Consider the following 22,154-nt stretch of genomic DNA (forward strand, 5'->3'; position numbering starts at 1 on the left):
TCGTCCCGTGGCCATGACCGTAAAGGCGATACCACATCCTCTGCGAGCAAGCAGAGGACCCCATGAAGTTCAACCCCGACACCCTCCACCGGGATCTGGCCATCCAGATCTCCGAAGACACCGGCAAAAAGACCACCGAGCAACAGGCGCTAGCGCATGTGCCGGCCGCGGTCATGGCGTTGCGCGCCCAGGATCGTCCGCTGCAGGTCGCCCAACAGGATGTGGTTGCCTATTGCACCGTCCTGCTCAACAGCACCGGCGGAGCGAAGAAACCCGCTACAGCGAGCGCGCCCCATAAGCAGGAGGGGGACACTTCGGGCGAGAAGGGCAAGAAGGTCCCGAAGACCTGGGACGATTTGACTTCGCAAGAGGCTGCGCGCGCGTTCCTGTCGACCGTGACTGCCGCCAGGTGGATTTCCGCGGTTCAGTCAATGGGAGCGCTCGCCCCCAAATATCTCGAACCCAAGACGAGCAAGATTGACGGCAAGATGCCCTCCGCGCTCGGGCTTGGCCTGGTCGGCACCGGTGACGGGCGCTACGCTAGCGCGTTGACGACCGACGCTCGGATCCGCATGACGTTCTGCGGCAATGCGGAACTCACTCGGGTTGCCAAGGTCCTGATGGCCCGAGTTGAGATAGAGGGTGGCGAGGCGGCCCACGTCATCGAGCTCCTCGCGGATACGGACGGCGCGCTCTTCCGCGCCTTCGGCAGCCTCGGCGCAAACACGAAGGGGCTCGAGGCCGCTTCCTCCGTGTATTTGCAGCGTCGCCTGGTTGGGCTTGGCGAGGTCTCGGCGATCGACGGCGACAGAATGAAGTGCGTCTTCGTTCCGCACGGCGGTGGCTACCTCCAGGTCACCCCGACGCCCTCCGCCGCCCTCTTCACCGAAGTTCCGCAGCGCCTGCGCGAGCGCCGGGCGGGCAAGCAATGGATCAAGGACCATGACGCCACGCTTTCCTCGAAACCACAGAACGCCGGGCTACACGCCAGCTATGAGGGCGGCAAGATCCGAAGGATCGACGCCGCCTACCGTCCGATCAACACGAGCCAGCACTGGCGCAAGCTCAAGGCTGTCGCACACGGCGCGCCCTTCTTCACCGCTTCCATGCTTCGCGACGAAGAGTGTGTGACGAACTACGCGAGCCTGGTTCACCCGTTTTTGAGCACACCAGACGACGCGTACAGCAATCGCGACATCCGAAGCGCTCTCGAATACCACGCGCGATCGATGGCGGCGCAGCTCATCGAGAATCTGCGTGATTTCCAGGACTTCTGCTCGACCCACACCGCGCTCAACGACGAGGCGTTCCATGGTCCTGCCTGGGTGCGTCGCATTGTGGCCGGCGAGACCGGATCCTGGTCGCCGGCGGAGCGCGCCCAGATCGCTCAGGAAATGTCGACCGCGATGGCCGACGCACTGGCCCGTGCCGACCGGCGCTTTGCAGGCGCCGCTTCCCGCAACGACTCGCTGCTGCGCGATCTCAGTGACGCTGCCGAGCAGCTCGTCGAGGAGACGTTTATCCGATGAAGGGGTTCTCTATCGGGCCTTTCGATTGCCCGACTGTTGCTCTCGACGGCGCCTATATCGCGACGGGATTTCCGTCGATGACGGCGATCGCCGGGCTCGTCGATGCACTCACCAACCGCTGCGGCACCCCCGCAGCCAACGCACCATTCGCGATCGTCGTCCACGATCTGCAGGTTCATCCCGGCCGGCCTAAGCCCAAAGCGGACAGCAAAGCGGAACCGACGGAAGCGGTCGAGCGCACGCGCGGACGCATGCGCGCGACCCTGCTGATGCTCGATCCTGAAGATGCCTGGCTCACCAGCCAGATTCAGGATGCCCTGCCCGGTCTGCGCTTCGCGGGTAGCGTGATGCAGGCTGTCGGCAAGCGACCGGAAGTTCGGGTCCGGGAATTCGACGATCTCGGGAAAGCGCTGCGCGCGCTAGCTCCGGGGCACCTGATCCTCGACCGCGGCGATATTCTCGACCGCGCGCTTGCCATCGCACGCGACCCCCTGGATGCCCTGCTCGACGTCTTCGCGCTGCAGAAGGACGACCAGGAGCGCTGGCAGTCGGCCTACAGCTTCTCCGAAGATGGCGAGTTCCAGGCGCTTCTGCCGGTGTCCGTGGGCTACCAGTGCCTTGAGCCCCTCGAGGACGCCACTACCCGCTCCGGCACCCGCTGCCCTACCACGCCGCACGTTTTCGCTGAAGGCATCGTCAGCGTCGCTGAGGCCCGGTCTTCCCGGAAAGTCTCTCGGTCGGCGAACGGCCCAGCGGCGCTACCCGCCTTCTGGTCATGGTCCAGTCATCCGGACACGGCCGTCATCCATCTAACCGGCCGTTCGTTCGCGGCCATTTCTAGCGAAGGGATCCCCGCATGAAGAAGCTCCATGCAAGCATGCTCGCGTTCGCACGGTCCATCCAGACCGGCGAGGGCCTGTTCTTTGGCGCCACACAGGGCGCCGATATCATCATCGATGGCGCGCTCAACCGCAGTGCCCTCGTGCCGGCGGAGGTCCAGGAGATCTCCGTCCGCGGGACGATCGGCAACTACATGAGCGAGAAGGCTTTCGGCAAGCACGACATCAAGCAGGCGAACCTGCAGACGGTCGACCGCGCCACCCTTCCGGCCGGCTGCGACCGCCTGGCGGTCAAGGCGGCCGTGCAGTTCCTGCCGAACGCCATGAAGGCGCACGCGTCGGACGACAGCGAGGCGATCGCCAACCTGTCCGACTTCGTTTCGAGCTACGCCGCCAAGGGCGGCTTCTCGGAGCTGGCCGCGCGGTACCTGTGGAACCTCGTCAACGCGCGCTGGATGTGGCGCAACCTCCTGATCATGACCGACAAGAAGGTCTACGTGATGGAAGGCGATCAGGTCCTGCTCACGGCGAAGCCCGACGAGATCGAGCAGGAGACCTTCCCCGGCGTCGACGACATCTCCCAGGCGTGCGACGGCGATTTCATAAGCCTGGTGGACCGCGTCGCCGCGGCCTTTTCCGGCAACGGGCCAGTTGTCTCGGTGGAGATCATGACCGTGGGCTCCCTGCCCGAGGGCAGCGAGATCTTCCCGAGCGAGGAGTACCTTTCCGGCGAGGCCGCAGACGCGATCCAGCGCCGGCGCGGCAGCAAGAACGGCGCCGGCAAGGTGCTCTCGTCCATCGAGGTCGACCACCGCGGCCGCCGCGTACGGCAGGCCACCTTCCATCCGCAGAAGATCGGAAACGCCATACGCTGCGTGGACGAGTGGCACGGCCACGAGGACTTCGGCGCTGTCGCCGCCGATCCCTACGCGGCGCAGACGACCCGTGCGATCGCGCTGCGCAGCCCGGCGGGCGGCTGCCTGTACGACTTCCTGACCAAGAAGGGCTTTCAGGAGCGCATGCTCACTGGCATGGAGCAGGCGGCTCCGAGCGAGCCCGCCTTTGGCGACGCGCATTATGTTGTCGCCAACCTGGTTCGCGGCGGCGTCTTCGGCGGGAAGGAGTAGATCATGTTTTCCTGCTATGCCGATATCCGATACAGCCGGCAGGCCAAGCTGCTGATTGACGAGAACAGCCCTGCGCTGGCGCAGGGCGTTTTCGCCGCCCTTCACGGCTGGAACACCGCCGTGAAGGCGGACGATCAGCGCATTGCCGGCAGCCTGCCCCGCATGACTCTCATCGAAACGGCCGATGACGGGCGCATCAAGGACCTCGCTGACTGCCTGGGGCTCGTGCGGGTCTTCGGGCGCGAAGAAGCGCATCTTGATGCGTTCCTCGCTGACCATCGCATTGGCCGGCTGGTTGAGACGGGGATGATCAAGCGGCCCCGTGTCAGAGAGGTCGAGATCGACGACGACACCGAGTTCGCGGTCTACACCCGCGACCGCGCGGCCGACCAGCTGACGCCCGCGGCGATCGATCGCGAGGAGCGGCGCTATGCCAGGCGTGCGAAAGCGAGGGGCCTCGAGCGCGCGTCCGAGGAGATCGTGAGGGCTCGCTGCGGGCGGCTCGCACAGAAGAACCGGGATGATCGGAAGCTCGGACCGAAAATCTTCGTTCCAATGCGCTCTCGCTCAACGGACAACCCGTTCTCGCTCGTGATCAGGCGGGAGGTCCGTGAGGCGCCAGCTGAGGGCCTGCTGAACACATACGGGTTGTCGCGCGCAGACGCCTGCATCGCCGTTCCTGAGATCTAACCGCACGACGCTGGCCGACCCTTCGTGCGAAAGGGTCGGTCAGCGTTCTTGGAAAAAGCAATGACTTACGCGTCAGACCGAAAAACGAAGCCAGGAGTACGTTTCTAGCTGCTAGGCTACTGATATATCCCAGACAAGTATTCAAAAAGACCCGTCGGCCGCCGGACAGGCGGCTGAGAAGTGTGCGAAGCGCTCGAGGAGGCGGGAGTCGAGGTCGGCCGCCGGACAGGCGGCTGAGAAGAGATAGTGAGCGAGTGGAAATACGTCGCGCCCGGTCGGCCGCCGGACAGGCGGCTGAGAAGCACATCCGCCGGATCGCTGATCTTCACCTCCCGTCGGCCGCCGGACAGGCGGCTGAGAAGCGGCAGAAGAAGCGCGCGGACACGCTGGCAGAGTCGGCCGCCGGACAGGCGGCTGAGAAGATCGCCGAGGTCATCGCCGCGCACGAGCAGCAGTCGGCCGCCGGACAGGCGGCTGAGAAGCTGGAAAATCCGCAGCGCCGTGTCGGTCGGCAGTCGGCCGCCGGACAGGCGGCTGAGAAGTTTTCGAGGATAGGATTCGCAGGGAGAGCGTGGTCGGCCGCCGGACAGGCGGCTGAGAAGGTTCCACAAAACCGAGACCTACGGCCAGAACCGTCGGCCGCCGGACAGGCGGCTGAGAAGTCGCGGCCGTCGTCGTCGAAGCGCTCCATCTGGTCGGCCGCCGGACAGGCGGCTGAGAAGTGAGACAGGAGATCGTCATGACGGCGACGAACGTCGGCCGCCGGACAGGCCGCTGAGAAGATCGGGTCAGCGTGGAGCTGATCCACGAAGCCGTCGGCCGCCGGACAGGCGGCTGAGAAGGTCCGCTGCGACAGCGAAGATCAAGCGGTCCGGGGACGCATCCGGCGCCTATCCTGCTGGAACAAACTCGATCCCTGCCGCCGGCGCGCGGCGCTCGGCCTGATCGCCACAGAACAGGTCAGGCCCCATCCTTCTCCGCCGAAATCGATGCCTCGCAAATGGCGCGCACATTCCCGAGGAGCTCGCCGGGCTCGACCACCAGCACGTTGTAGACGTTGTTGACGTCGCTGCCAGTGAACAGCCCGGCAAACCGGTGAGCGGCCAGGACCTCGTTCTGGTAGTTGACCTTACCACCACGCGTCAGTGTACCCCGAGAGTCAGGGTTGTCCTTGTGCCAGACCTCCATGCCCGTGCGCAGGTAGTCGGCGTCAATCAGGTCCCGGATGCGTGGGCGCCAGTCCCGGCTCTTGCGGCCGCGCTTCTCCTCGCGGATTTCCATGTTGCGCTTCAGATCGTCGAACTCCGGCCCGAGCAGCTCCGCCAGCATGTCGTAGGGCATCAGGCCGATCGCGAAGTTCGTGTCCAGGCTGGTCAGGGTCGTGATGAGGCGGTTCAGGCCAGGGACATCCGGCGACAGCGAGGCGATCGCGTTGCCCATGCTGAACGTCTGGCCGTTGGTCTTGCCGTAAAGCCCGTTGATCAGGCGGATCACCTCGATCGACCGCAGGTACGAGAGATCGCCGCGGCGTTTGGCGATCTCGTACTCCGCGCGCGTGATCTTCGCCGGCGCGCCGCCGAGCAGATACCGGGCCTCTTCCCCGTACCGGGCGTAGAACTCCGCGGCCGACTGCACGACGTGGCGGCCGCCGCGGCCCGGATCGAGGACGTGGCGCTGCACGGCGCCAGCCGGCCCGCTCTCACCGGTGAGGACGAACAGGTCGCGGTGGAAGAACAGACTGAGCCACGACCACAGCTCGACGTCGGCCAGCCGAAGGCGAACCATGTCCGCGCCCAGGGCGTCGCACACCCTCTCGGCCATGTTCTTACGGGTGCCGAGCTTGTGGGCGGAGATCTCGACCGGCTGGCCGGCGAGATCGACCGGGGTCGCGTATGCGCGGTCGAACAGAAGCCATGTCGGCGCCGGCGCATGCCCACCGGCCGCGACCCAGCCGTGGAACTCGTTCAGGCCCTCCGTCGTGAACCGGGAGATCGGCCCGCTCTTGGTGGTGGTCTGGGCGGTCATTCCGCGGCTTCCTTCTGCTTGCTCGCTGCATGTAGAGCGGTTGAAACGAACCGGCCCCGGGAGATCACCCGTCCGGCCGCAGTCTCGATCCAGTCACGGACCTCGCGCGTCTCCAGACCACGTTCACCACTGACGAATTCCTCGCACTCGCTGGCGTCGACGCCACACTCGGCCAGGAGCTTGCGCCATTGTTCAGTGATCTCCGGGTCGATCTGAAGCTCCTCGCCGCGAAGCACGACGTCCGTCACGATCTGTAGGAGCGCGCCATGCATCACGGCCGCGTAAAAGACCGCGTCCGCGTTCAGCCGGCGATCCAGGTCCGGGATGCGCGCGTTGACGAAGATCAGGGCGCCGTTGCACGGGTGCACTTCAGCTCGCAACAGTTCCTCGCCCATGTTCGGGTCACGCCGGAGGGTGATCAGGTTGCCCGAGTTCCGCTCGCCCTCAGCGTCCGAGCGAATACGGATGCCGTCGGCCGCTGCCAGGATCCGGTAGGTCGAGTTGTTCATGACGAGGAAACGGAAGCGCACGTCGACGTCGCTCTCGAACTCGCCGAGTCGGATCCATCCGGTGGGCGCCTGGAAGCGATCTGCTGATCCAAGCTCTATGCGCTCGAAGCTCGACGTGCGGGCACGGCTCGCCTCAAGGTAAACCAGAGCGTCCTCCCCGAAGGCCGCCATGTCCATCTCGCAGCCAGCGATCTGGACCTCGGCGCGGCCGTCGCGGCCCACCCGGGTATTCACTTCGATCCGCCGGTTGGGAATCGGCTTGGCCCGGCTCACGCGCAGCGCGCGCTTGGACGGGAGCTTTCGTTCGAGCGTATCCGAGGGCATTTCAGGCGTCTCCGGACTGCGCGGCCTCGCGGGCCTCGACATCGATCAGGTTGATCTCCAGGTCGCGGCGCGGATCGTAACCACGTGCTTCCAGGGTGAACTCCGCCCCTGTGAGCTCCAGGCTCAGCAGGTTGGCTGCCTCGACCTCGACCACTGCGCCGCGGACCGAATAGGACACCGGCCGGCGGGCCTTGGGCGCGAACGAGAAGTCCAGTGGGCTGTGCCGCTTGAAGGCGTTCCCTTTGCGCGTCGCGTAGGCAACCTTGAGCTCAAGCTTGCCGGCCGAGGTCAGCAGCACGCTCGGATCGCGCAGTCGCAATACGAAGCCATCCTCCAGGACCTTCATGGAGATCGCGCGCACGAGGGGCGTGCCACCGCCCGCCTCGACCTCCTCTTCCTCGCCGAAGTCGTGATCCGGGTTCTGGTTGGTGCGCGCGTCACGCTTGCCGTCGCGCTTGGCGTCGATAGCCTTCGGCTGGCTTCGCGAGGAGCGCACGCGGTCCATCTCCGGCGCGGCGAACACCGCGTCGAACACGGAGCGGATCACCCCTGCGCTGTCCTCGGGCGCGCAGATCGCCTCGATGTCCGGCGCGCAGTGACGCATCGTGCGCAGCCGCCCATCGATGTTCTTGAAGACGCGCTTGTCATCCAGCAGGGAGCGGCTCCATGCGTCATGGGCCGGCGGCTCCGCGTTGGCGAAGAACGCCGACGCCGCGCCCGGCATCGCCTCAACGATCACGACGCTCTGGCGGATCGGCACGCGGTATTTGCTCAGCATGCAGCCCTGGCGGAAGAAGGCCGCCCCAGGGGCCTCGTTCTCCTCGACCTGGCGCATCAGGACCTTGATCCAGCCGTTCTGCCAGCCCGGCAGGTCGCTGCGCTGGTAGTTGAACGGTATCCACGCCCTGAACGGACGCCCCTCCTCCCAGATCTGGCGCATCGCGGCGGCCTCCGCGGCGCCGAACGCCGACTCATCCAGCGGGGTCTTTCCCGTGTTCGCCTGGAAGGTCGGGATGTCGCCGGCCTGCTCGGCCAGTGCGAGTGACAGGTATCCGAGCCGGTCGGACGCCTCGCTGCTGGAGACGATGACCTGCCGGATGTTGCTGGCATCGACGGTCTCGTCCGGGAAGTCGACGATCAGCTTGCCGGCGGCGATCTGGTAGTAGAAGTTCCGGAGCAGGGCGGTCCGCAGCGCGGCGATCGTGATCCGGTCTTTCACGAAGGGCAGCGCGATCGAAAAGCCGGTCTCGCCCGGCTGCCGGGACATCCCGAGGCTCCGGCCGATCTCCCTGGCCTGCGCGCCCTTGAAGGGATGGCAGATCGCAGCGTGGCCGCGGACTTCGATTTCCTCGGCGAAGATCGCGTACTTCGTGTACTCCGGGGCCTCTGGGTCATCGCTGAGCTTGTGTGACTTGAGGTGCCCCTGGCCCATCAGCGCCACACGGCCGTCCTCAGCACGCTCGGTCAGGCCGAAGAACAGCCGGCCATAACTGGCGCCGGCCAGCGCCATGCGCCCGCCAATCCCGTGGCTACCGCCCTCCCCGTTCTTCTTCGTGCTGTCGCCGAACCGGCGCCAGAAGTTCACGAACGCGCTGTGGCGGGTCTGCGAGGTCTCAATCTCGCCCTCGAGGCCGCGCGTATTGAAGTCCTCCAGGACCAGGGTGCGGACCGGGCCGGCGAGCATCTCTTCGAGCGGGATGTCGGACGCATGCCAGTGAGCCATGCGTCCGGCGACCAAGCGGCGCACCAGCGCAGGATCCAGGTCGATCAGTTGCACGCGCAGGCGCGCGGGCTGCGCCGGGTCCAGCACCGCGTCCAGCGTGTTCTGGAGAACCTCGCGCATGAGCCCCTCGGCGTCGATCTCACTGCCAAGGACGTATGCCTCGTCCATGGAGCTCTGGCTGGCCGCCGGGCCGTGCGGCTCCACATGGAAGCGATCGCCGAGGTCGCCGCCGGTCGAGTCAACCTGACCCACATCAAGCGCGACGTCAGGAATGCTGGGGCCAGCCGCGTCCGCTTCGGTATCGGTCGCCGACGGTTCGGTCGGCTCCTTTAGGCGCAGCGCTTCGAACAGGTCGCCAAACACATCCATCTCCCGGCGTTTCGGTTGTTCATGAGCCGGAGATGGGTCGCACTCGCGACTTTTGGCACGACGACACAACACCGTTACCGAATTTCCTATCACAGAAACAGATCGACACGGTCGCTGATTCATTGGCCCGCATGACCTCTTGCGCGCTTGCTGGCGAAGCCCCCGCTCTCAGGCGTTTCCGCCCATTACGCACACAGGCCAACCGTAAAACTCGTATCGCCACCGTCTTTCGCTTCTGGTGACCGTTGCGCCCGCCTGCCCTGACCCTATTTCCCTCATTGTCTGATCCTGATTACGGTCGTCGAGGTCCTGTCATGCCGAAATTTGAGCACGCCCGTTCTTCAGGGCAAACGTCTCCAACGAAGCCGACAATCAGGATCGAGAACACTCCCTGTCAGCAACTGCTTCAGTCTCTAGAAGACAAAACGATCGATCTTGTTCTGACTGACCCACCCTATGTCATCAGTCGAGAGACTGGCTTTTCGTCAGTGGTCGACGGGGAGAGCCGGTTCGCGATGTCCATGGACTTCGGCGCCTGGGATCACGAATTCACTGTCGGAGACCTCGACACGTCTGTAAAGGCGTTTTATCGAGTGCTTCGCCAGGGTGGTGTTTGCATTATTTGGTTTGACCTTTGGAAGCTGTCAATTCTTCGCGACATCATGGCCAACGCCGGCTTTAAGCAAATTCGCTTTATAGAGTGGGTAAAAACGAACCCGGTGCCAATCAATTCATCACGCAACTATCTGACGAACTCCCGAGAAATTGCTGTATTGGGCGTGAAAGGCTCCAATAGCACCTTTAATGCAACGTATCACAATGGGATTTTCAGGCATCCAATTTCGCATTGTCTACAAAGCGTGTTGGCGCGCTGCTGACCCACGACCGGTAGTGAGGTCATAGGGCACGCACGAAGATCGGATTGGCGCCGTCGGACGATTGCGCGTTCGCATCGCGCATCAGCATCCAGGCGACGTAGCCGTCGAGGTACTTCGTGGCGGGTCCGCGGAACGGCTGCATGAACTCCTTGAACCGGGCATGGAAGGCGTTGACGTTCTGGATGTGATAGACGCCATTGGCGCGCACGCGCTGGTTCAGGCTCGTGTTGACCTGCTCGATCGCGCGCCCGGTGCGATTGGCGTAGGTCCGGTACACGCCGGCGGCATCCGTGCAGAGCATCGCATCGCGTGCCAGACGCGGCGTCAGCGATTGGGCGATCTCCCGCAAACGGGTCGACCGCAGCCGATTGGCGGCCGTCGCGCCGCCGCGGTCGCGCGTCACAAGGACCGGGATCTGCCAACGGGAAAGGCCGCGCGGCAGCGGGATGCCCTGCCTATCGTAGTCCCGCCACCGCAGGCGCGGCGGCTTGGGATGGCGCGACGGCGCCCGCTGGTGGCGGACCCATTCCCGCGAGCCTTTCCGGGACTCCCGGAAGTACGTCTCGTCCGCTTCGACGATGCCCTTCAGTCCCGATTGGCCGACGTCGCCGAGGGCGGCGAGAAGCCTGGTCCGCCAGCGCCAGACCGTCATCTTGTCGACCCCGAGGGCAGCCGCGAGGGCACGGCAAGGCTGCGGCTGTCGGGCCATCATGTCCTTCGCGACTGCCGCCATCCCGTCACGGCGATGCACCCGCTCCACCAGCGTGCCGGTCGCGCTGCTGAACGTCTTGCCGCAATCGCTGCAGCGCCACCGTTGGAGCTGTGTGCGGGTCTTGCCCCACCGCCGGACGGCCGTCGAGCCGCAGTGGCAGCAGTGCTTCTCCAGGCCGCTACGTTCCTCCAGCAGCGCCTCGGTCTCACGCCGCTCCAGGCGCGACTGCGCCGTGGCCACGAGCTGTTGAAGCTCGTGAACCGATAGCCGGTCCAGCGCCGCGCTGATCTCCGAAAGCCTTCCAGACACCGGACCGCTCCCGCCGATTTGGTTTTCCAAGAGCACTCTGGATAGCAGATCTAGGGATCAACGCAAGCGCCAACACGCGTTGCAGACAATGCGTCCAATTTACCATGGGAAAGATCGAGCTCACACAACCCAAAAGCCGACCCAATTATTTGCAGAATTGGTAGCCATTCACACGAACCCGGGAGACACTGTCCTAGATCCTTACCTGGGCTCCGGCACAACTGCAGTGGCCGCAGCAGCAGCCCGTCGCAACTTTATCGGTTGTGACCTTGACCCATTGTTTACCGATTTCGCGCAGGCGCGGGTGTCCGGCGACACCCAGCGTGTCGCCCAACTGAAGGCCGATATCAAGAAGCGCCGCACTCTTGAGATGGCGACACAACGGCCTGCGGCATGAATTGGCAAAACATAGATATAGAGAAGTTCACGAAGGGAACGGCCCCGCGGCGCTTTCTTGAGATCGCCGACGTATGCTGGAGCACTGGCTACTCTCGGTGTGTTTCCGTAGACGAGCTTGATCCCGATATGCAATTTGGTAATGGCGCAGATTGGGCTAGGACCGACGGTAGCTTAGGTAGGTACTTCAATATCCATCGGGAAAAGAAGCGCGGACGCATCTCTCATATTCAATTGGTTGGTTTTCGGAAAAGCGCAGTTTCAGGATCAATTCCAAAGGAAGTGTACGAGGCCTATCGAAAGGAAGTCTGCCGTATTTTGGCTACACACTCTAGAAAATGTGAGATTGATCACAAAGATGGCAGGAAAGATGTCGACGTCGGCGCAGAGAAGGAGGCCTTTCAACCTCTCAGTAAGCCAGCCAATGACGCGAAGCGCCAGCACTGTAAGGTCTGCAAGCAAACCGGACAACGTTTTGATGCGACCCAACTCGGTTATTCTGTAAGTCAATGGATCGGTCCGAAAGAATATAAGGGTTCGTGTGTTGGATGTTTCTGGTATGACCCAAAAGAGTTCAATAATCAAGTCTCATCGAATTTCGTCAAGCAACGATGAACATCAGTCGGATGCGTCGGCTCAAATACTTCCAGTTCTAGGCTGATCTCAGCAGAGCAAGTCGTTTCGAAACAGGCCCTCGATATCGACCGAGATTCCCGGGCAGCACGATCCGGGATTACGAGCATTGCTCGCTTTGGTCGTCCCGCTGCAGGCACCGGGGAATTGGGGCATTCTTCAAAATGTGATTGTCGGAGCGCCGGAAAGTGGTCTGTAGCGGCGCTTATCGGAGGCCGATCCGCACGCTAGTGCGGATAGCCACCGAGAGTCGTCCGGCCTCAACACATGATATCGACCGTATACGCGCGGCAATAACCGTTTTTTCACCCCAAATCCCAGATAGTGGGCCCCGCACCGCGCCCACCATCACCCACAGACCAATCCGGACGACAAGGACCGCCATGAGCACCGCCTACATCGAGACCATCCAGCGCATCGAGCGCCTCCACCGCCAGTTCCTCGAGACCATCAAGGACGAGCTGGACCGCCTGGGCATCCGTGACCTCAACGCGGTCCAGGCCATGATCCTGTTCAACCTGGGCGGCGAGCAGATGACCGTCGGCGACCTGACCCACCGGGGCTGCTACCAGGGCTCGAACGTCTCCTACAACGTCAAGAAGCTCGTCGAGCTCGGCTACCTGACCCAGCAGCGCGCCGACCACGATCGCCGCGCCACCTACCTGGCCTGCACCACCAAGGGCCACGAGATCCGCGGACACATCCAGCAGCTGATGGACGCCAACGCCGCGGAGGCCGCCTCCCTGAGCGTCGATGTCGAGGCAGCCGCCGACAGCCTGGGCGGGATCGAGCGTGCGCTTGCGACCGCGCGCATGAACCAGCACGCCGCGAGCCGCCGGGTCGCGTGACCCTTCGCGCGGTCGCCGGCTAAAGACGGGTGGCCCTCAGCGGCCGCCCCTTTCCTTTTCCTGCCACGCGCGCCCGTACCCGCTCAGGCGGGCGTCACCCGCTCCACGGTCCCGTCCGTGACATAGACCAGCAGTCCGGTCTCGCAGCCCAGCGCCTTCAGATAGTCGCGCATCTGCTCGCGATACCGCGTCCGCTGGCCCGGATCCGCTGCCACGTCCGACTTCCAGTCGATCACCGCCTCGATCGCCCCGCTCGGGTCGACCGATACGGCGTCCGCAAGGCCGCTCACGATCTCCTCGCCGGCATCCGAAACCGTGCTCGCCTGAACCGTCGTCTCCGGGATCAGCTGGGATCGCCGTGACGCGACCTCCCCCAGCGCCAGCGCGCGCGCTACCACCTCGGCCATCTCCCGGCCGCAGGGCCCGTCCGCCGGGTCCGGCGCCGGATCCACGCCCAGCTCCTGCAGCAGCACGCCGGCCCTGCACTCCACGTCCGCCTCGTCCAGCTCGCCGGTCAGCACCTCCTCCAGCAGCTTGTGAATGACCAGCCCGCGGGTCGGCGAGCCCGCGACGCCCGCACCGGCCACCGTCGGCCCATCGATCTCGGCGAAGACCTGCGGCGCGTCAGCCACGCTCGAACCCGCCGCGTCGCCTTGCTCCGCCTCGTGCCGGCTCGGCGTGCGCCGGCGGATCACCGGATGCGCGCACGCCACCCGCCCGGCCTCGGCCGCGAAGGTCGCTGCGTCCTGCTCATTTCGCTCCGCAGTCTCCCGCGACCCGACCTCGGACGGCCACTGCTGGGGATCGAGCGCGTCCAGCTCTGGCAGCCCCAGGTCGACCAGGTTGATCCAGGCGCCGTCGGCCACCGGCGCCTCCAACCGCGGCAGCACCAGAAGCTGCTTCGCCCGGGTGCAGGTCACATACCAGAGCCGGGCGCGCTCGGCCGCGACCGCCGCCTCGTTCTCCGCCTTCGCCGCCTCATGCGCCTCCGTCCGCGGCCCCGTCTTGGTCAGGTGCAGATGCAGGGTGTTATCGCTGCGGCGCAGCTGCGGACCGTTCTGGCCCATCGGCTCGCCCATCGCGTTCACCGGGATCACCACCGGCCACTCCAGGCCCTTGGCCGAGTGCATCGTGATCACCTGCACCGCCTGCTCCTGGGCGTCCGGGCGGCCCTCGGCCTGGCTTGTGCTCGCCTCCCACTTCTTGCGCATGTCGCTCGCGAACGCCTTCAGCCCGCGCACCGCGTAAGGGCGCGCCAGCTCCAGGAACAGGTCGACGTTCGACAGCGCGCGCTCGGCTGACCGCGGATGGCGCTGCTCCAGGATCGGCCGCACCCGCAGCTCCTCGACCGCCTCGGCCAGCAGCTCGAACGGGGTCACGTAGGCCGCCCGCTTCCGCAAGCCGCGCAAGACATGCAAGACGTGCTTGACGGTCTCGTTGGGCAGCACGTCGGGGTCCGCGTTGAGGTTCAGCACCGGGATCCGGTCCGGGCGGTCGGGATCGCGCGGCAGCGCCGCGACGCAGTCCAGCAGCTGCTCCTCTGTCGCCCCCACCAGCGGACCACGCAGCAGCGCGCCCAGCGCCAGCGTGTCCCGCGTGTCCGCGAGCGTGCGGGTGACCGCGATCAGGTCCAGAATCTCCTGCCGCCGGAAGGCCCCTTTGCCGGCCTGCGTCGCGATCGGCAGGCCCGCGTTCTCGAGCGCGCTCTCGTAAATCCACAGCGACGTGCCCGCCGGCGCGATCAGGGCAATGTCGCCCGGCCGGCAAGGCCGCTCGCCCCCGGTCGCGTCCTCATCCAGGACCGTGTAGCTGTCGACCAGCCTGCGGCAGAGATCGGCGATCGACGCCGCCTCGGCCCGGCGCATGTCGTCGACGCTTGACCCCTTGTCGGGATTGCTCGCCTCGACCGGCACGTCGAGCGCCCGCACCCGCGCCTCGTTGCTGCCGTCAGCCTTGGTCCAGGAGAGCGCCTCGAAACCCGGCTGGTCCTCGGCGGACAGCGCCGCGTCGAACGTCCCGTTGACCCACTCGATCAGGCCCTGCTGCGAGCGGAAGTTGGCCTGGATCGAGACCTGATCGCCGGCGCTCGCATGGAGTGCCGACCGCGCCTGCATGTAGCAGCCGACGTCGGCGCCGCGAAAACGGTAGATCGCCTGCTTTGGATCGCCGACCAGGAACAACCGACCGGGCTCCGGCTGGCGGTCGGTCCAGGGCCTGTCCGCCGGCTGCCGCGGTTCCGCCTCGCAGAGCCGCCACAGGATCTCCGCCTGGACGGGATCCGTGTCCTGGAACTCGTCGACGAGAACGACCCGGTAGCGTCGCGCAAGGGCGTCGCGGACCTCCGGGTGATCGCGCAGCAGAGCACGCGCGCCGAACAGGAGGTCGTCGAAGTCCATCAGCGCGGCGTCGCTCTTGTACGCCTCATAGCGCTCGACCAGCGTCTGCATCGCCTGCATGAAACGGTGGTTGAGCACCCGGGCCGCCTTCTCGGCGAACGCCTCCAGGGCCCCGCTGACACGATCGTAGGCGGCTTGGGCCTCATCGTTCAGCCGTTCCGCCTCGGCCTTCGAGGCACCGCGGCCCGAAGCCGCCTTCACGTAGACGCCCTTCTTGTCCCACTTCTTGAGCGCGACCTTGCCCTGAAGCATCCGCGAGATCCGCATCGGCTCCGCACACGCGAGCAGCCCGGCCGCGTCGGGACCCGACTGCAGCGCGGCGATCAGGCTGTCGCGGAGTGCGCCGAACTCCTCGGCGATCTGATCGACACTGGGCTCGCTGGCGCGGCCGGCCAGCTCGACGAACTCATCGACGGCCGCCTCGAGATCGGCAAGGTCCGCGCGAGTCAACTCAGCCGCCGGCGCGCCGGCCGTGCGGTTTCCACGCAACTGGTCGGCCGCCTCGTCGATCTTGCGAAGAGCATGATCCGGGTCGGCAAGCAGCATCTGGGCCAGCAAGTCGTCGCCAGCACTCTCCCCATCTTCCGCCGCGGCGCCGGACAGGTGCTCGCGCAGCCAGCGTTCCTTGATGTCTTGGAAGATCAAGTCCGCGTTCGCCGGGTCGATCATCTTGGCGCCCGGATCCATTCCGGTTTCCACCGGATAGGGCCCGATCATCTGCTTGCACCAGCCGTGGATCGTGGTGCAGGTCAGGCGGTCCAGCTTTCCCCGCGCCTCGCGTAGCGCCGCGACCTGTTGCGCACTCGGCCCGCCCGGGAAGGCCGAGGCGATCTGCACCGGCATGTCGCCTGCGATCACCCGGTCGACGAACCGCGCGACGCGCTGCTGCAGCTCGCCGGCCGCCAGCTCGGTGAAGGTGATCGCAGCGATGTTCTCGGGATCGGTCCCGTCCGCCAGCAACTTGACCAGGCGACCCGCCATGATCGCTGTCTTGCCGGTGCCGGCACCGGCCTCCACCAGCAGCGTGCTGGACGCATCCGTGAGCGCGCGCGTGCGCGCCTCCTGATCGATCAGGGTGTCGGTCACTGCATCCCCCAGACATCCGCCAATGAGCCATGCCGTGCGTTGAAGTGCGCGCGCTTCTGCCGGAAGTAGCGATCCTTCGCATCGCCCGGCAGCGCGAAGCTCATGTCGTTGAAGTCGTCCTCGGTGCCCTCGCCCGGGATCGCGTTGCCGGCGAGCAGCTGGTCGCGGCCCAGCTGCAGGTACTGCGCCAGCTGCTCCAGCGTCGCCTCCGGATCCTCCAGCGGCACCACCCGGCCGCCCAGCGGGAACACCAGCCGGGCATCGACCGGAATGCCGCCCAGCAGCGACTTCACGGTGAAGGCGTAGAGGCACCGCTGCAGCTCGCGGCCACCCCGCAGCTGCGGGGGTTTCTTCACCGGCGGGTTCTTGCCGGTCTTGTAGTCGACAACCGCGGCCGCGCTGGTGTCGCCAGCGATGTCCAGCCGGTCGATCCGACCGGTGATCAGTAGCGAGGTGCCCGGGATCGTCACCGGCTGATCGACTTCCCACGGCAGGTCCTGATCGATCTGCCGCGCGCTTTGCCAACCGGCCTGGCCGAACGGGACCTCGGCCAGGCTGCGCTGGTCGGGAAGCGCGCCCGAACCGTCCTGACCGAACTCGGCCAGGAAGCCGTCTGGGACCGCCTCCTCGGCGCGCCGCAGCAGGCGCCGCCAGATCAGCCGTGGCGGCACCGGCATGCTGTACTCCCACGCTTCCGCAACCGCCTCCGCCGCCGCGCGGGCCGCTGCGCGGATCTCGTCTTCAGAGGCCCGGGCGATCCCGGGGGCGGCCTCAAGGCGCCGTGTTGCCTCCTCGAAGACGCCGTGCACGAGCGAGCCGAACTGGAGCGCGTCGAGCGTGATCGGCTCCTCGTCCTCGCTGGGCTCGCGCCAGCCCAGCACATCCGCCCAGACGTAGCCGATCGGATCTCGGATCAGGCGCTGCAGGGCGCCTGTCGACTGGGGCCGATCCAGCCGCTCGGCGATCAGCGGATGGTTCGCGCGGATCAGCCCATCGTGCGCGGTGACCTGCTCCGTGTGCCAGTCGATCCAGCAGCTCCGCGTGCTCGCGGCAAGCGCCGTGTGGCCGAACTCCTGCCGGCGCGCCAGCAGCCGGTCCGACTCGCTCATCACATGCCGGGCGATCCGCGAGCGCTCGAGGTAGGCCGGTTCCAGCCCTTCGGGCCAGAGCGGGCTCGTCCCGAGCTGCCGGCCGTCGGCATCGCGCCGGCTGTGCGACAGCACGACCTCCCGCTCGGCGCCGTCGATCAGCGCCCGGAAGTCGCGCCGGTCGCGCATCGGCACCGGAACCGGGTCGAGGCGGTCCTGCGGCACGATATGGTTCGGCAGCAGCGGGTCCTCGGCCTCGGTCCGCGGCCATGACCGGCTGGTGAGACCCAGGAGCCGCATGCGAGCGCGCGGCGCGCCAGCCACGCTGGCCGCCGGGCCCCAGACGATCGCCGCCGAGGGATCGATGTCGTCGGCCAGCCGGAGCCCCTGCAGCGTCACGTCGAGCGCATGCGGCGGCCCGTCGGTCAGCGCCTGACGCCAGATCGAGCGGCTAACACCGGTCAGCAGGGCGTTGCCGATCTCCTGAGCATGCTCCGGCCCCTTCACGACCTCTTCGATCACCGCCAGCAGCGGCTCCGAGAAGTCGACATCTTCCGGCCAGTCTTCCACCTGACCCAGGTGTCGGGACCAGAGCTCGTAGGAGGTCAGGGGCGCGTCGCGCGGCAGCACCCGCGTCCAGCCTGCCGGCAGGCCCTGCAGGCGGCCGCACTGGCTGCGCAGAAGCGGCACGAGGCGGCGGACGCGGTCCTGGGTGACGCCGTTCAGCACGACCTCCGCCAGGGCGGCGCACAACTGGCCTTCCGGCCGCGACACCACCGGACGCCCATGGGCGAAGTGGATCGGGATGCTGGCGTCCCGGCTCATCGCCATCAGGTGCGCATCGAACTCGGCGGTGCTCGCCGCGGCGATCGCGATCTCCTGCGGCGCTGCCCGGCCCTCCGCGATCAACTGCCGCGCCCAGCGCATCGCTTCGATCGCCTCGTGGCGTGGGTTGGCGCAGCTGGCGCCACGCACCTCGGGGCTATGGACGACCCGATCCTCGGCATCGATGCCTGCATGCACCAGCCACTCCGGGACCGGACGGCTGTGCGGCCGCCAGGCCACGTCGACGTGCTCGCGCAGGGCCGAGATGAGACGCAGCCACACGGGCGCGATGTCCGGGACGGCGTGCACCTCCACGTCGCCCAGGACAGCCGGGGCATGGTGCGCGCGCCGGACCGCCGCCTCGACGAGCAGCAAAGGGGTCGCCATCGACGGCCTCAGGCGCTGGATGACCTCTCTTTGGACCAGCCCAAGCGCCTCCAACCTCGGCGCGTCGTCTTCCTCAGGATCGATCGCCGCGTCCCAGGCACGCATCAGGGTCGTCGTCACCGCCCGGGCCATGCCGGGCAAGCCCTGGATCGGGGAGAGGTCCTCCATATCCTCCGTCTGGACGATGTCCTGCACCACTTCCTGCAGGAATTCTCGTGGGATCGGCTGGGCAAAGCCGCCGGCCAGCCGCGCCGCGACCTGCTCGATCGACATGACCTGAAGGCCGTGCCGGCCCTCCCGCGCGGCCCGCGTCCGCGCCTCGTGTGCGGCGAAAGCGGAGTCCACGATCAATGTCTGGCGGCGCATACGTCTCCCCCGAACCGGCTCTTCCCTGCCACCCAGAATATAGCCAACCCCGCCGCAACCCAACCGATAAGCAAACCGACATCCTGTCGCCCGGGGTGCGGTCGGCCGCCGCCTCTTGCTACCACATCCGAAGACCGTAATTCCCTGCTCGGTTTCGGATCGCATGGACCTCTCGCCCTGCCTTGCGCGCGGATACCCCAGACCCTTCACCGACCGCCTCGATACCGCCGGGCGCGAGGCGCAGCGCGCAACAGCCGACAACATCCATCGTCTAACGAAGGCGCGAAACGTGATGACGTGCCGGCCTGGGACACGGAGGACTTGATGGGAGCTCCGGAGCGGGCGATACAGACCGCCCGATCCCTCCTTTGGCCCCACGGCACGCCTGCCGAGGCCGCCTGCGGCTGACTCCTATCCCAAACTCCCGATCGCCCGCTGTCCGGCGTGTTAGCGCGTGGGCTTGCTCGGCGCACCCGATCCAGCCCAGCGACCCCACGTTCTCCTCACCGACCACCCCCTATCCCAGGTAACCAGATGCCGCCGCTCATCGAACTTGGCCTCGGCCTGATCGTCCTCGTCGCCGGGGGCGAGATCCTCGTGCGCGGTGCCGTCGCGGCCGCGAACCGCCTCGGCGTCTCACCGCTCTTGATCGGCCTGGTCCTGGTCGGCCTGGGCACCTCCGCCCCGGAACTCGTCACCAGCATCAAGGCCGCGCTGTCCGGCGCACCGGGACTGGCGGTCGGCAACGTGGTCGGCTCCAACATCGCTAACGTTCTGCTGATCCTGGGGACTACCGCACTGGTCGCACCGATCGCCGTGAACCTGGCCAGCCTCAAGCGCGACGCCGGCGCGATGCTGATCGCAACCGCGCTCGCAAGCTTCGCCCTGCTCGGGCTCGACGGGATCGGGCGTGGGGTCGGCATCGGCTTTCTCCTCGCGCTCGCGGCCTACCTGATCGTCGCCTACCGCGCCGAGACCCGCGATCCGGACCCCGCGAGCGAGGTCCATACGCTCGAAGCCCAGGAGGTTGAGCAAAACACCCCGACCATGGGGCTCATGGCCGCGCTCGGGCTCACCGCCGCGGGCCTCGCCCTGACCCTGCTGGGCGCGAACTGGCTGGTCAGCGGTGCCATCTGGCTCGCCAGCAGCCTCGGCATGTCGGACGCCGTGATCGGCCTGACCGTCGTCGCGATCGGCACGTCCCTGCCTGAGCTGACCGCCGGCATCATCGCCGCACTGCGCGGCCATGCGGCCGTCGCACTCGGCAACGTGCTGGGCAGCAACATCTACAACCTGCTGCTAATCCTGGGCGCCACCGGGGTCGTTGCACCGATCACCACCCCGGCCGACCTGTCGCTGGTCGACGTCGGCCTGATGGCCGCCGCGGCGCTCGTGCTGGTCCCGATCGCCATGACCGGCCTCAGGATCAGCCGTCGCGAGGGCGCCGTGCTCTTGGCCACCTACGGCGCCTACCTCACCTATCTGCTGATCTGATGGATCAAGCCCATCCCACAGATTCCTGGATTTTCAATTAAATGCTCGAGATCCGCACGATCGCAGGCCACAGCTGGCGAGACGTCTTCACCTTCAACCGCCTGTCCGGCGCGACGGCGGCGCGCGAGCTGCTCTCCCGCATCGAATCAGGCTACGGCATAACCCTGCCAGCGGACTTCAAGGAGGCCATCCCCGAGATCCAGGGCGCGGTGCCGGTTCGGCCGAGCTTTCCGGTGTGGTCGTGGCCGGACTCCGAGACCGCGCAGCGGATAGTCCATGCTGATGTTCTGCGGTCCCCAAGACGCACCGTTGGCGATGCGCCAGCAGCTGGTCGAGCTGAAGCGCACCCTCCGGCGCCACGCGCCCGAGCAAAACGGCCGCGGCCTGATCCCGTTCGCACGCGACCTCCGCCAGAACCTGCTCTGCCTGGACTTCGGGGACGGATTCGAGGAATCCATGCCGGGCGTTGTTTACCTGGACCATTCCGCGACGGCGGACGGCGCCGAGCCGTTCTACCCGGTCGCGCCAACGTTTCAGGAGTTCCTGACTCAGCTGCGCGACGAACCGTCCAGCCAGTCCGAACGCCTCGTCGAGGCTGAGATCACGGGATACCTCGACTGAGGCACCGCGCGTCGCCTGTCTCTAGTCACCCGCGGCGCTCAGTGCCGGCTTTGGGGTGCTACCTTCCGGCAAACCGCCCTGACCAACTGCCTCGTCCGCCTGCGCACGGCTATTGCGGATCGCGCGCACCAGCTGGAACACCCGGTCCCGTTCGGCGTCGGTGAGAACCCGGTAGTCGGTCACGAGGTCTAGCTCGCGGGAGGACAGGCTGAGATGGTCGGTGTCGGGCTGCTCGAAGTCCTGGAAGAAATAGCTGACCGGGACCTGGAGGACACGGGACAGATTGAACATGCGATCGGCGGTCATCCGGTTCGCGCCACGCTCGTACTTCTGGATCTGCTGGAACGTGATCCCGAGGCGCTGAGCAAGCTTCTGCTGCGACAGGCCCTGCAGCTTGCGCGCTTCCTTCAGCCGCTGCCCTGCGGCGACATTGATCGGATCTGGTTCAGCCACGACAAGGGATGTGGTCGCGGCGGTGGTCTCTCGCGTCATTGAATCGGCTTCCTGCTCATGGGGTTCGCTCGCGACGGTCGAAGAGGCGCTCTCGTCCGTCTCAGGGTCCGGAGTAGCATCCCTACTTACCCCCGAGGCAAGCTCGGAAACCGCAGTCTCGGAGTCGTGACGCCGGGCCTCGCGGTCAGCAGATTCCTCGCCCCATGATTCCGAACCATCGCCCTGGCGCCCGCCGGCCTGCCGCGACGTTCCCGCCTCCTCCTTCGGTTTTCCCAGATCTTCCAGAAGCATTGGCATGCTGGTCGGGGACATGAAGAAAAGGCTGTATCTATGTCCACAAGAGGGGCATTCGCTAACCCTGGACGAGCCTTCTTTCGCGATCGTCTTGAACTTTTTTACCGGCGTCTTGCAGTCCCCGCATCGCTTGATCTTGTCACTCATAGTTAAGCGCTGGCCTCCAGCTTACAATTGATACCAGCGATCAACCAGTATCGGTCGCATCGCCGTTGTGCCAATAACCGGCCCCG

17 protein-coding genes and 1 CRISPR repeat array are annotated in these 22,154 nt (G+C 66.2%); of the genes, 10 read left to right on the plus strand and 7 right to left on the minus strand.

The genetic code is table 11. The features are described 5' to 3' along the window. Window positions 1-62 precede the first annotated feature (62 nt). From CKO28_RS06230 to cas6f, 4 genes are read left to right on the plus strand one after another with little or no spacing between them, the layout of a single operon-like run. On the plus strand, window positions 63-1,529 hold the full coding sequence (locus CKO28_RS06230) for a hypothetical protein (RefSeq protein WP_200339764.1): 1,467 nt from the start codon (window positions 63-65) through the stop codon (window positions 1,527-1,529). Further along, entirely contained in the window at window positions 1,526-2,389 is an 864-nt protein-coding gene (locus CKO28_RS06235) for a type I-F CRISPR-associated protein Csy2 (RefSeq protein ID WP_200339765.1), read from the plus strand. Before CKO28_RS06230 ends, CKO28_RS06235 begins: the two co-directional genes overlap by 4 nt. Next, complete coding sequence (gene csy3 / locus CKO28_RS06240) at window positions 2,386-3,495, plus strand: type I-F CRISPR-associated protein Csy3 (protein WP_200339766.1); 1,110 nt, start codon at window positions 2,386-2,388, stop codon at window positions 3,493-3,495. The genes CKO28_RS06235 and csy3 overlap by 4 nt, the downstream gene beginning before the upstream one ends. A 3-nt stretch (window positions 3,496-3,498) precedes the next feature. Beyond that, window positions 3,499-4,185 carry a type I-F CRISPR-associated endoribonuclease Cas6/Csy4 gene (cas6f, locus tag CKO28_RS06245; RefSeq protein ID WP_200339767.1) on the plus strand — a complete coding sequence of 229 codons (687 nt, stop codon included), beginning with the start codon at window positions 3,499-3,501 and terminating at the stop codon, window positions 4,183-4,185. Window positions 4,186-4,338: 153 nt separating this feature from the next. Then, window positions 4,339-5,027: a CRISPR direct-repeat array (repeat unit 28 nt; unit sequence GTCGGCCGCCGGACAGGCGGCTGAGAAG). 118 nt (window positions 5,028-5,145) lie between these two features. Here the strand turns inward: cas6f and CKO28_RS06250 are convergent. From CKO28_RS06250 to CKO28_RS06260, 3 genes are read right to left on the minus strand one after another with little or no spacing between them, the layout of a single operon-like run. Beyond that, the gene (locus tag CKO28_RS06250) at window positions 5,146-6,210 is read right to left on the minus strand and encodes a hypothetical protein (RefSeq protein ID WP_200339768.1); all 1,065 of its coding nucleotides are present in this window, start codon (window positions 6,208-6,210) and stop codon (window positions 5,146-5,148) included. Beyond that, window positions 6,207-7,043 (minus strand): hypothetical protein, encoded by an 837-nt coding sequence (locus CKO28_RS06255; RefSeq protein ID WP_200339769.1) that lies wholly within the window; start codon window positions 7,041-7,043, stop codon window positions 6,207-6,209. The genes CKO28_RS06250 and CKO28_RS06255 overlap by 4 nt, the downstream gene beginning before the upstream one ends. A 1-nt stretch (window position 7,044) precedes the next feature. Further along, window positions 7,045-9,135 (minus strand): hypothetical protein, encoded by a 2,091-nt coding sequence (locus CKO28_RS06260; RefSeq protein ID WP_200339770.1) that lies wholly within the window; start codon window positions 9,133-9,135, stop codon window positions 7,045-7,047. 314 nt (window positions 9,136-9,449) lie between these two features. Between CKO28_RS06260 and CKO28_RS06265 the strand changes: the two genes are divergently transcribed. Further along, entirely contained in the window at window positions 9,450-10,013 is a 564-nt protein-coding gene (locus CKO28_RS06265) for a DNA methyltransferase (RefSeq protein ID WP_200339771.1), read from the plus strand. Between the two features lie 19 nt (window positions 10,014-10,032). Here CKO28_RS06265 and CKO28_RS28285 read toward each other — a convergent pair whose 3' ends face one another. Further along, window positions 10,033-11,034: an IS1595 family transposase gene (locus CKO28_RS28285; protein ID WP_200339772.1), complete on the minus strand. Its 1,002-nt coding sequence runs from the start codon at window positions 11,032-11,034 to the stop codon at window positions 10,033-10,035. A gap of 37 nt (window positions 11,035-11,071) precedes the next feature. On the opposite strand from CKO28_RS28285, the gene CKO28_RS29265 reads away from it, so the two are divergent. From CKO28_RS29265 to CKO28_RS06285, 3 genes are all read left to right on the plus strand, one after another. Further along, entirely contained in the window at window positions 11,072-11,431 is a 360-nt protein-coding gene (locus CKO28_RS29265; protein WP_367575738.1) for a DNA methyltransferase, read from the plus strand. Further along, window positions 11,428-12,045, plus strand: a complete 618-nt coding sequence (locus tag CKO28_RS06280) for a hypothetical protein (RefSeq protein WP_200339774.1) — start codon at window positions 11,428-11,430, stop codon at window positions 12,043-12,045. The genes CKO28_RS29265 and CKO28_RS06280 overlap by 4 nt, the downstream gene beginning before the upstream one ends. Before the next feature lie 401 nt (window positions 12,046-12,446). Then, entirely contained in the window at window positions 12,447-12,911 is a 465-nt protein-coding gene (locus CKO28_RS06285) for a MarR family winged helix-turn-helix transcriptional regulator (protein ID WP_200339775.1), read from the plus strand. An 83-nt stretch (window positions 12,912-12,994) separates the two neighbouring features. Here the strand turns inward: CKO28_RS06285 and CKO28_RS06290 are convergent, their stop codons facing one another. After that, window positions 12,995-16,393: a UvrD-helicase domain-containing protein gene (locus CKO28_RS06290; protein ID WP_200339776.1), complete on the minus strand. Its 3,399-nt coding sequence runs from the start codon at window positions 16,391-16,393 to the stop codon at window positions 12,995-12,997. Then, a complete protein-coding gene (locus tag CKO28_RS06295) occupies window positions 16,390-19,059 on the minus strand; it encodes a PD-(D/E)XK nuclease family protein (RefSeq protein WP_200339777.1) in 2,670 nt (889 codons plus the stop codon). The genes CKO28_RS06290 and CKO28_RS06295 overlap by 4 nt, the downstream gene beginning before the upstream one ends. A 534-nt stretch (window positions 19,060-19,593) precedes the next feature. Between CKO28_RS06295 and CKO28_RS06300 the strand changes: the two genes are divergently transcribed. Together CKO28_RS06300 and CKO28_RS06305 are read left to right on the plus strand one after the other, a co-directional pair. After that, a complete protein-coding gene (locus CKO28_RS06300; protein ID WP_200339778.1) occupies window positions 19,594-20,553 on the plus strand; it encodes a calcium/sodium antiporter in 960 nt (319 codons plus the stop codon). Window positions 20,554-20,829: 276 nt separating this feature from the next. After that, a complete protein-coding gene (locus CKO28_RS06305; RefSeq protein WP_200339779.1) occupies window positions 20,830-21,174 on the plus strand; it encodes an SMI1/KNR4 family protein in 345 nt (114 codons plus the stop codon). Window positions 21,175-21,195: 21 nt separating this feature from the next. Here the strand turns inward: CKO28_RS06305 and CKO28_RS28290 are convergent, their stop codons facing one another. Beyond that, entirely contained in the window at window positions 21,196-22,068 is an 873-nt protein-coding gene (locus tag CKO28_RS28290) for a helix-turn-helix domain-containing protein (RefSeq protein WP_242480372.1), read from the minus strand. Window positions 22,069-22,154: the final 86 nt, after the last annotated feature.

Origin of the sequence: Rhodovibrio sodomensis (assembly GCF_016583645.1) — a bacterium.
GTDB lineage: Bacteria > Pseudomonadota > Alphaproteobacteria > Kiloniellales > Rhodovibrionaceae > Rhodovibrio > Rhodovibrio sodomensis.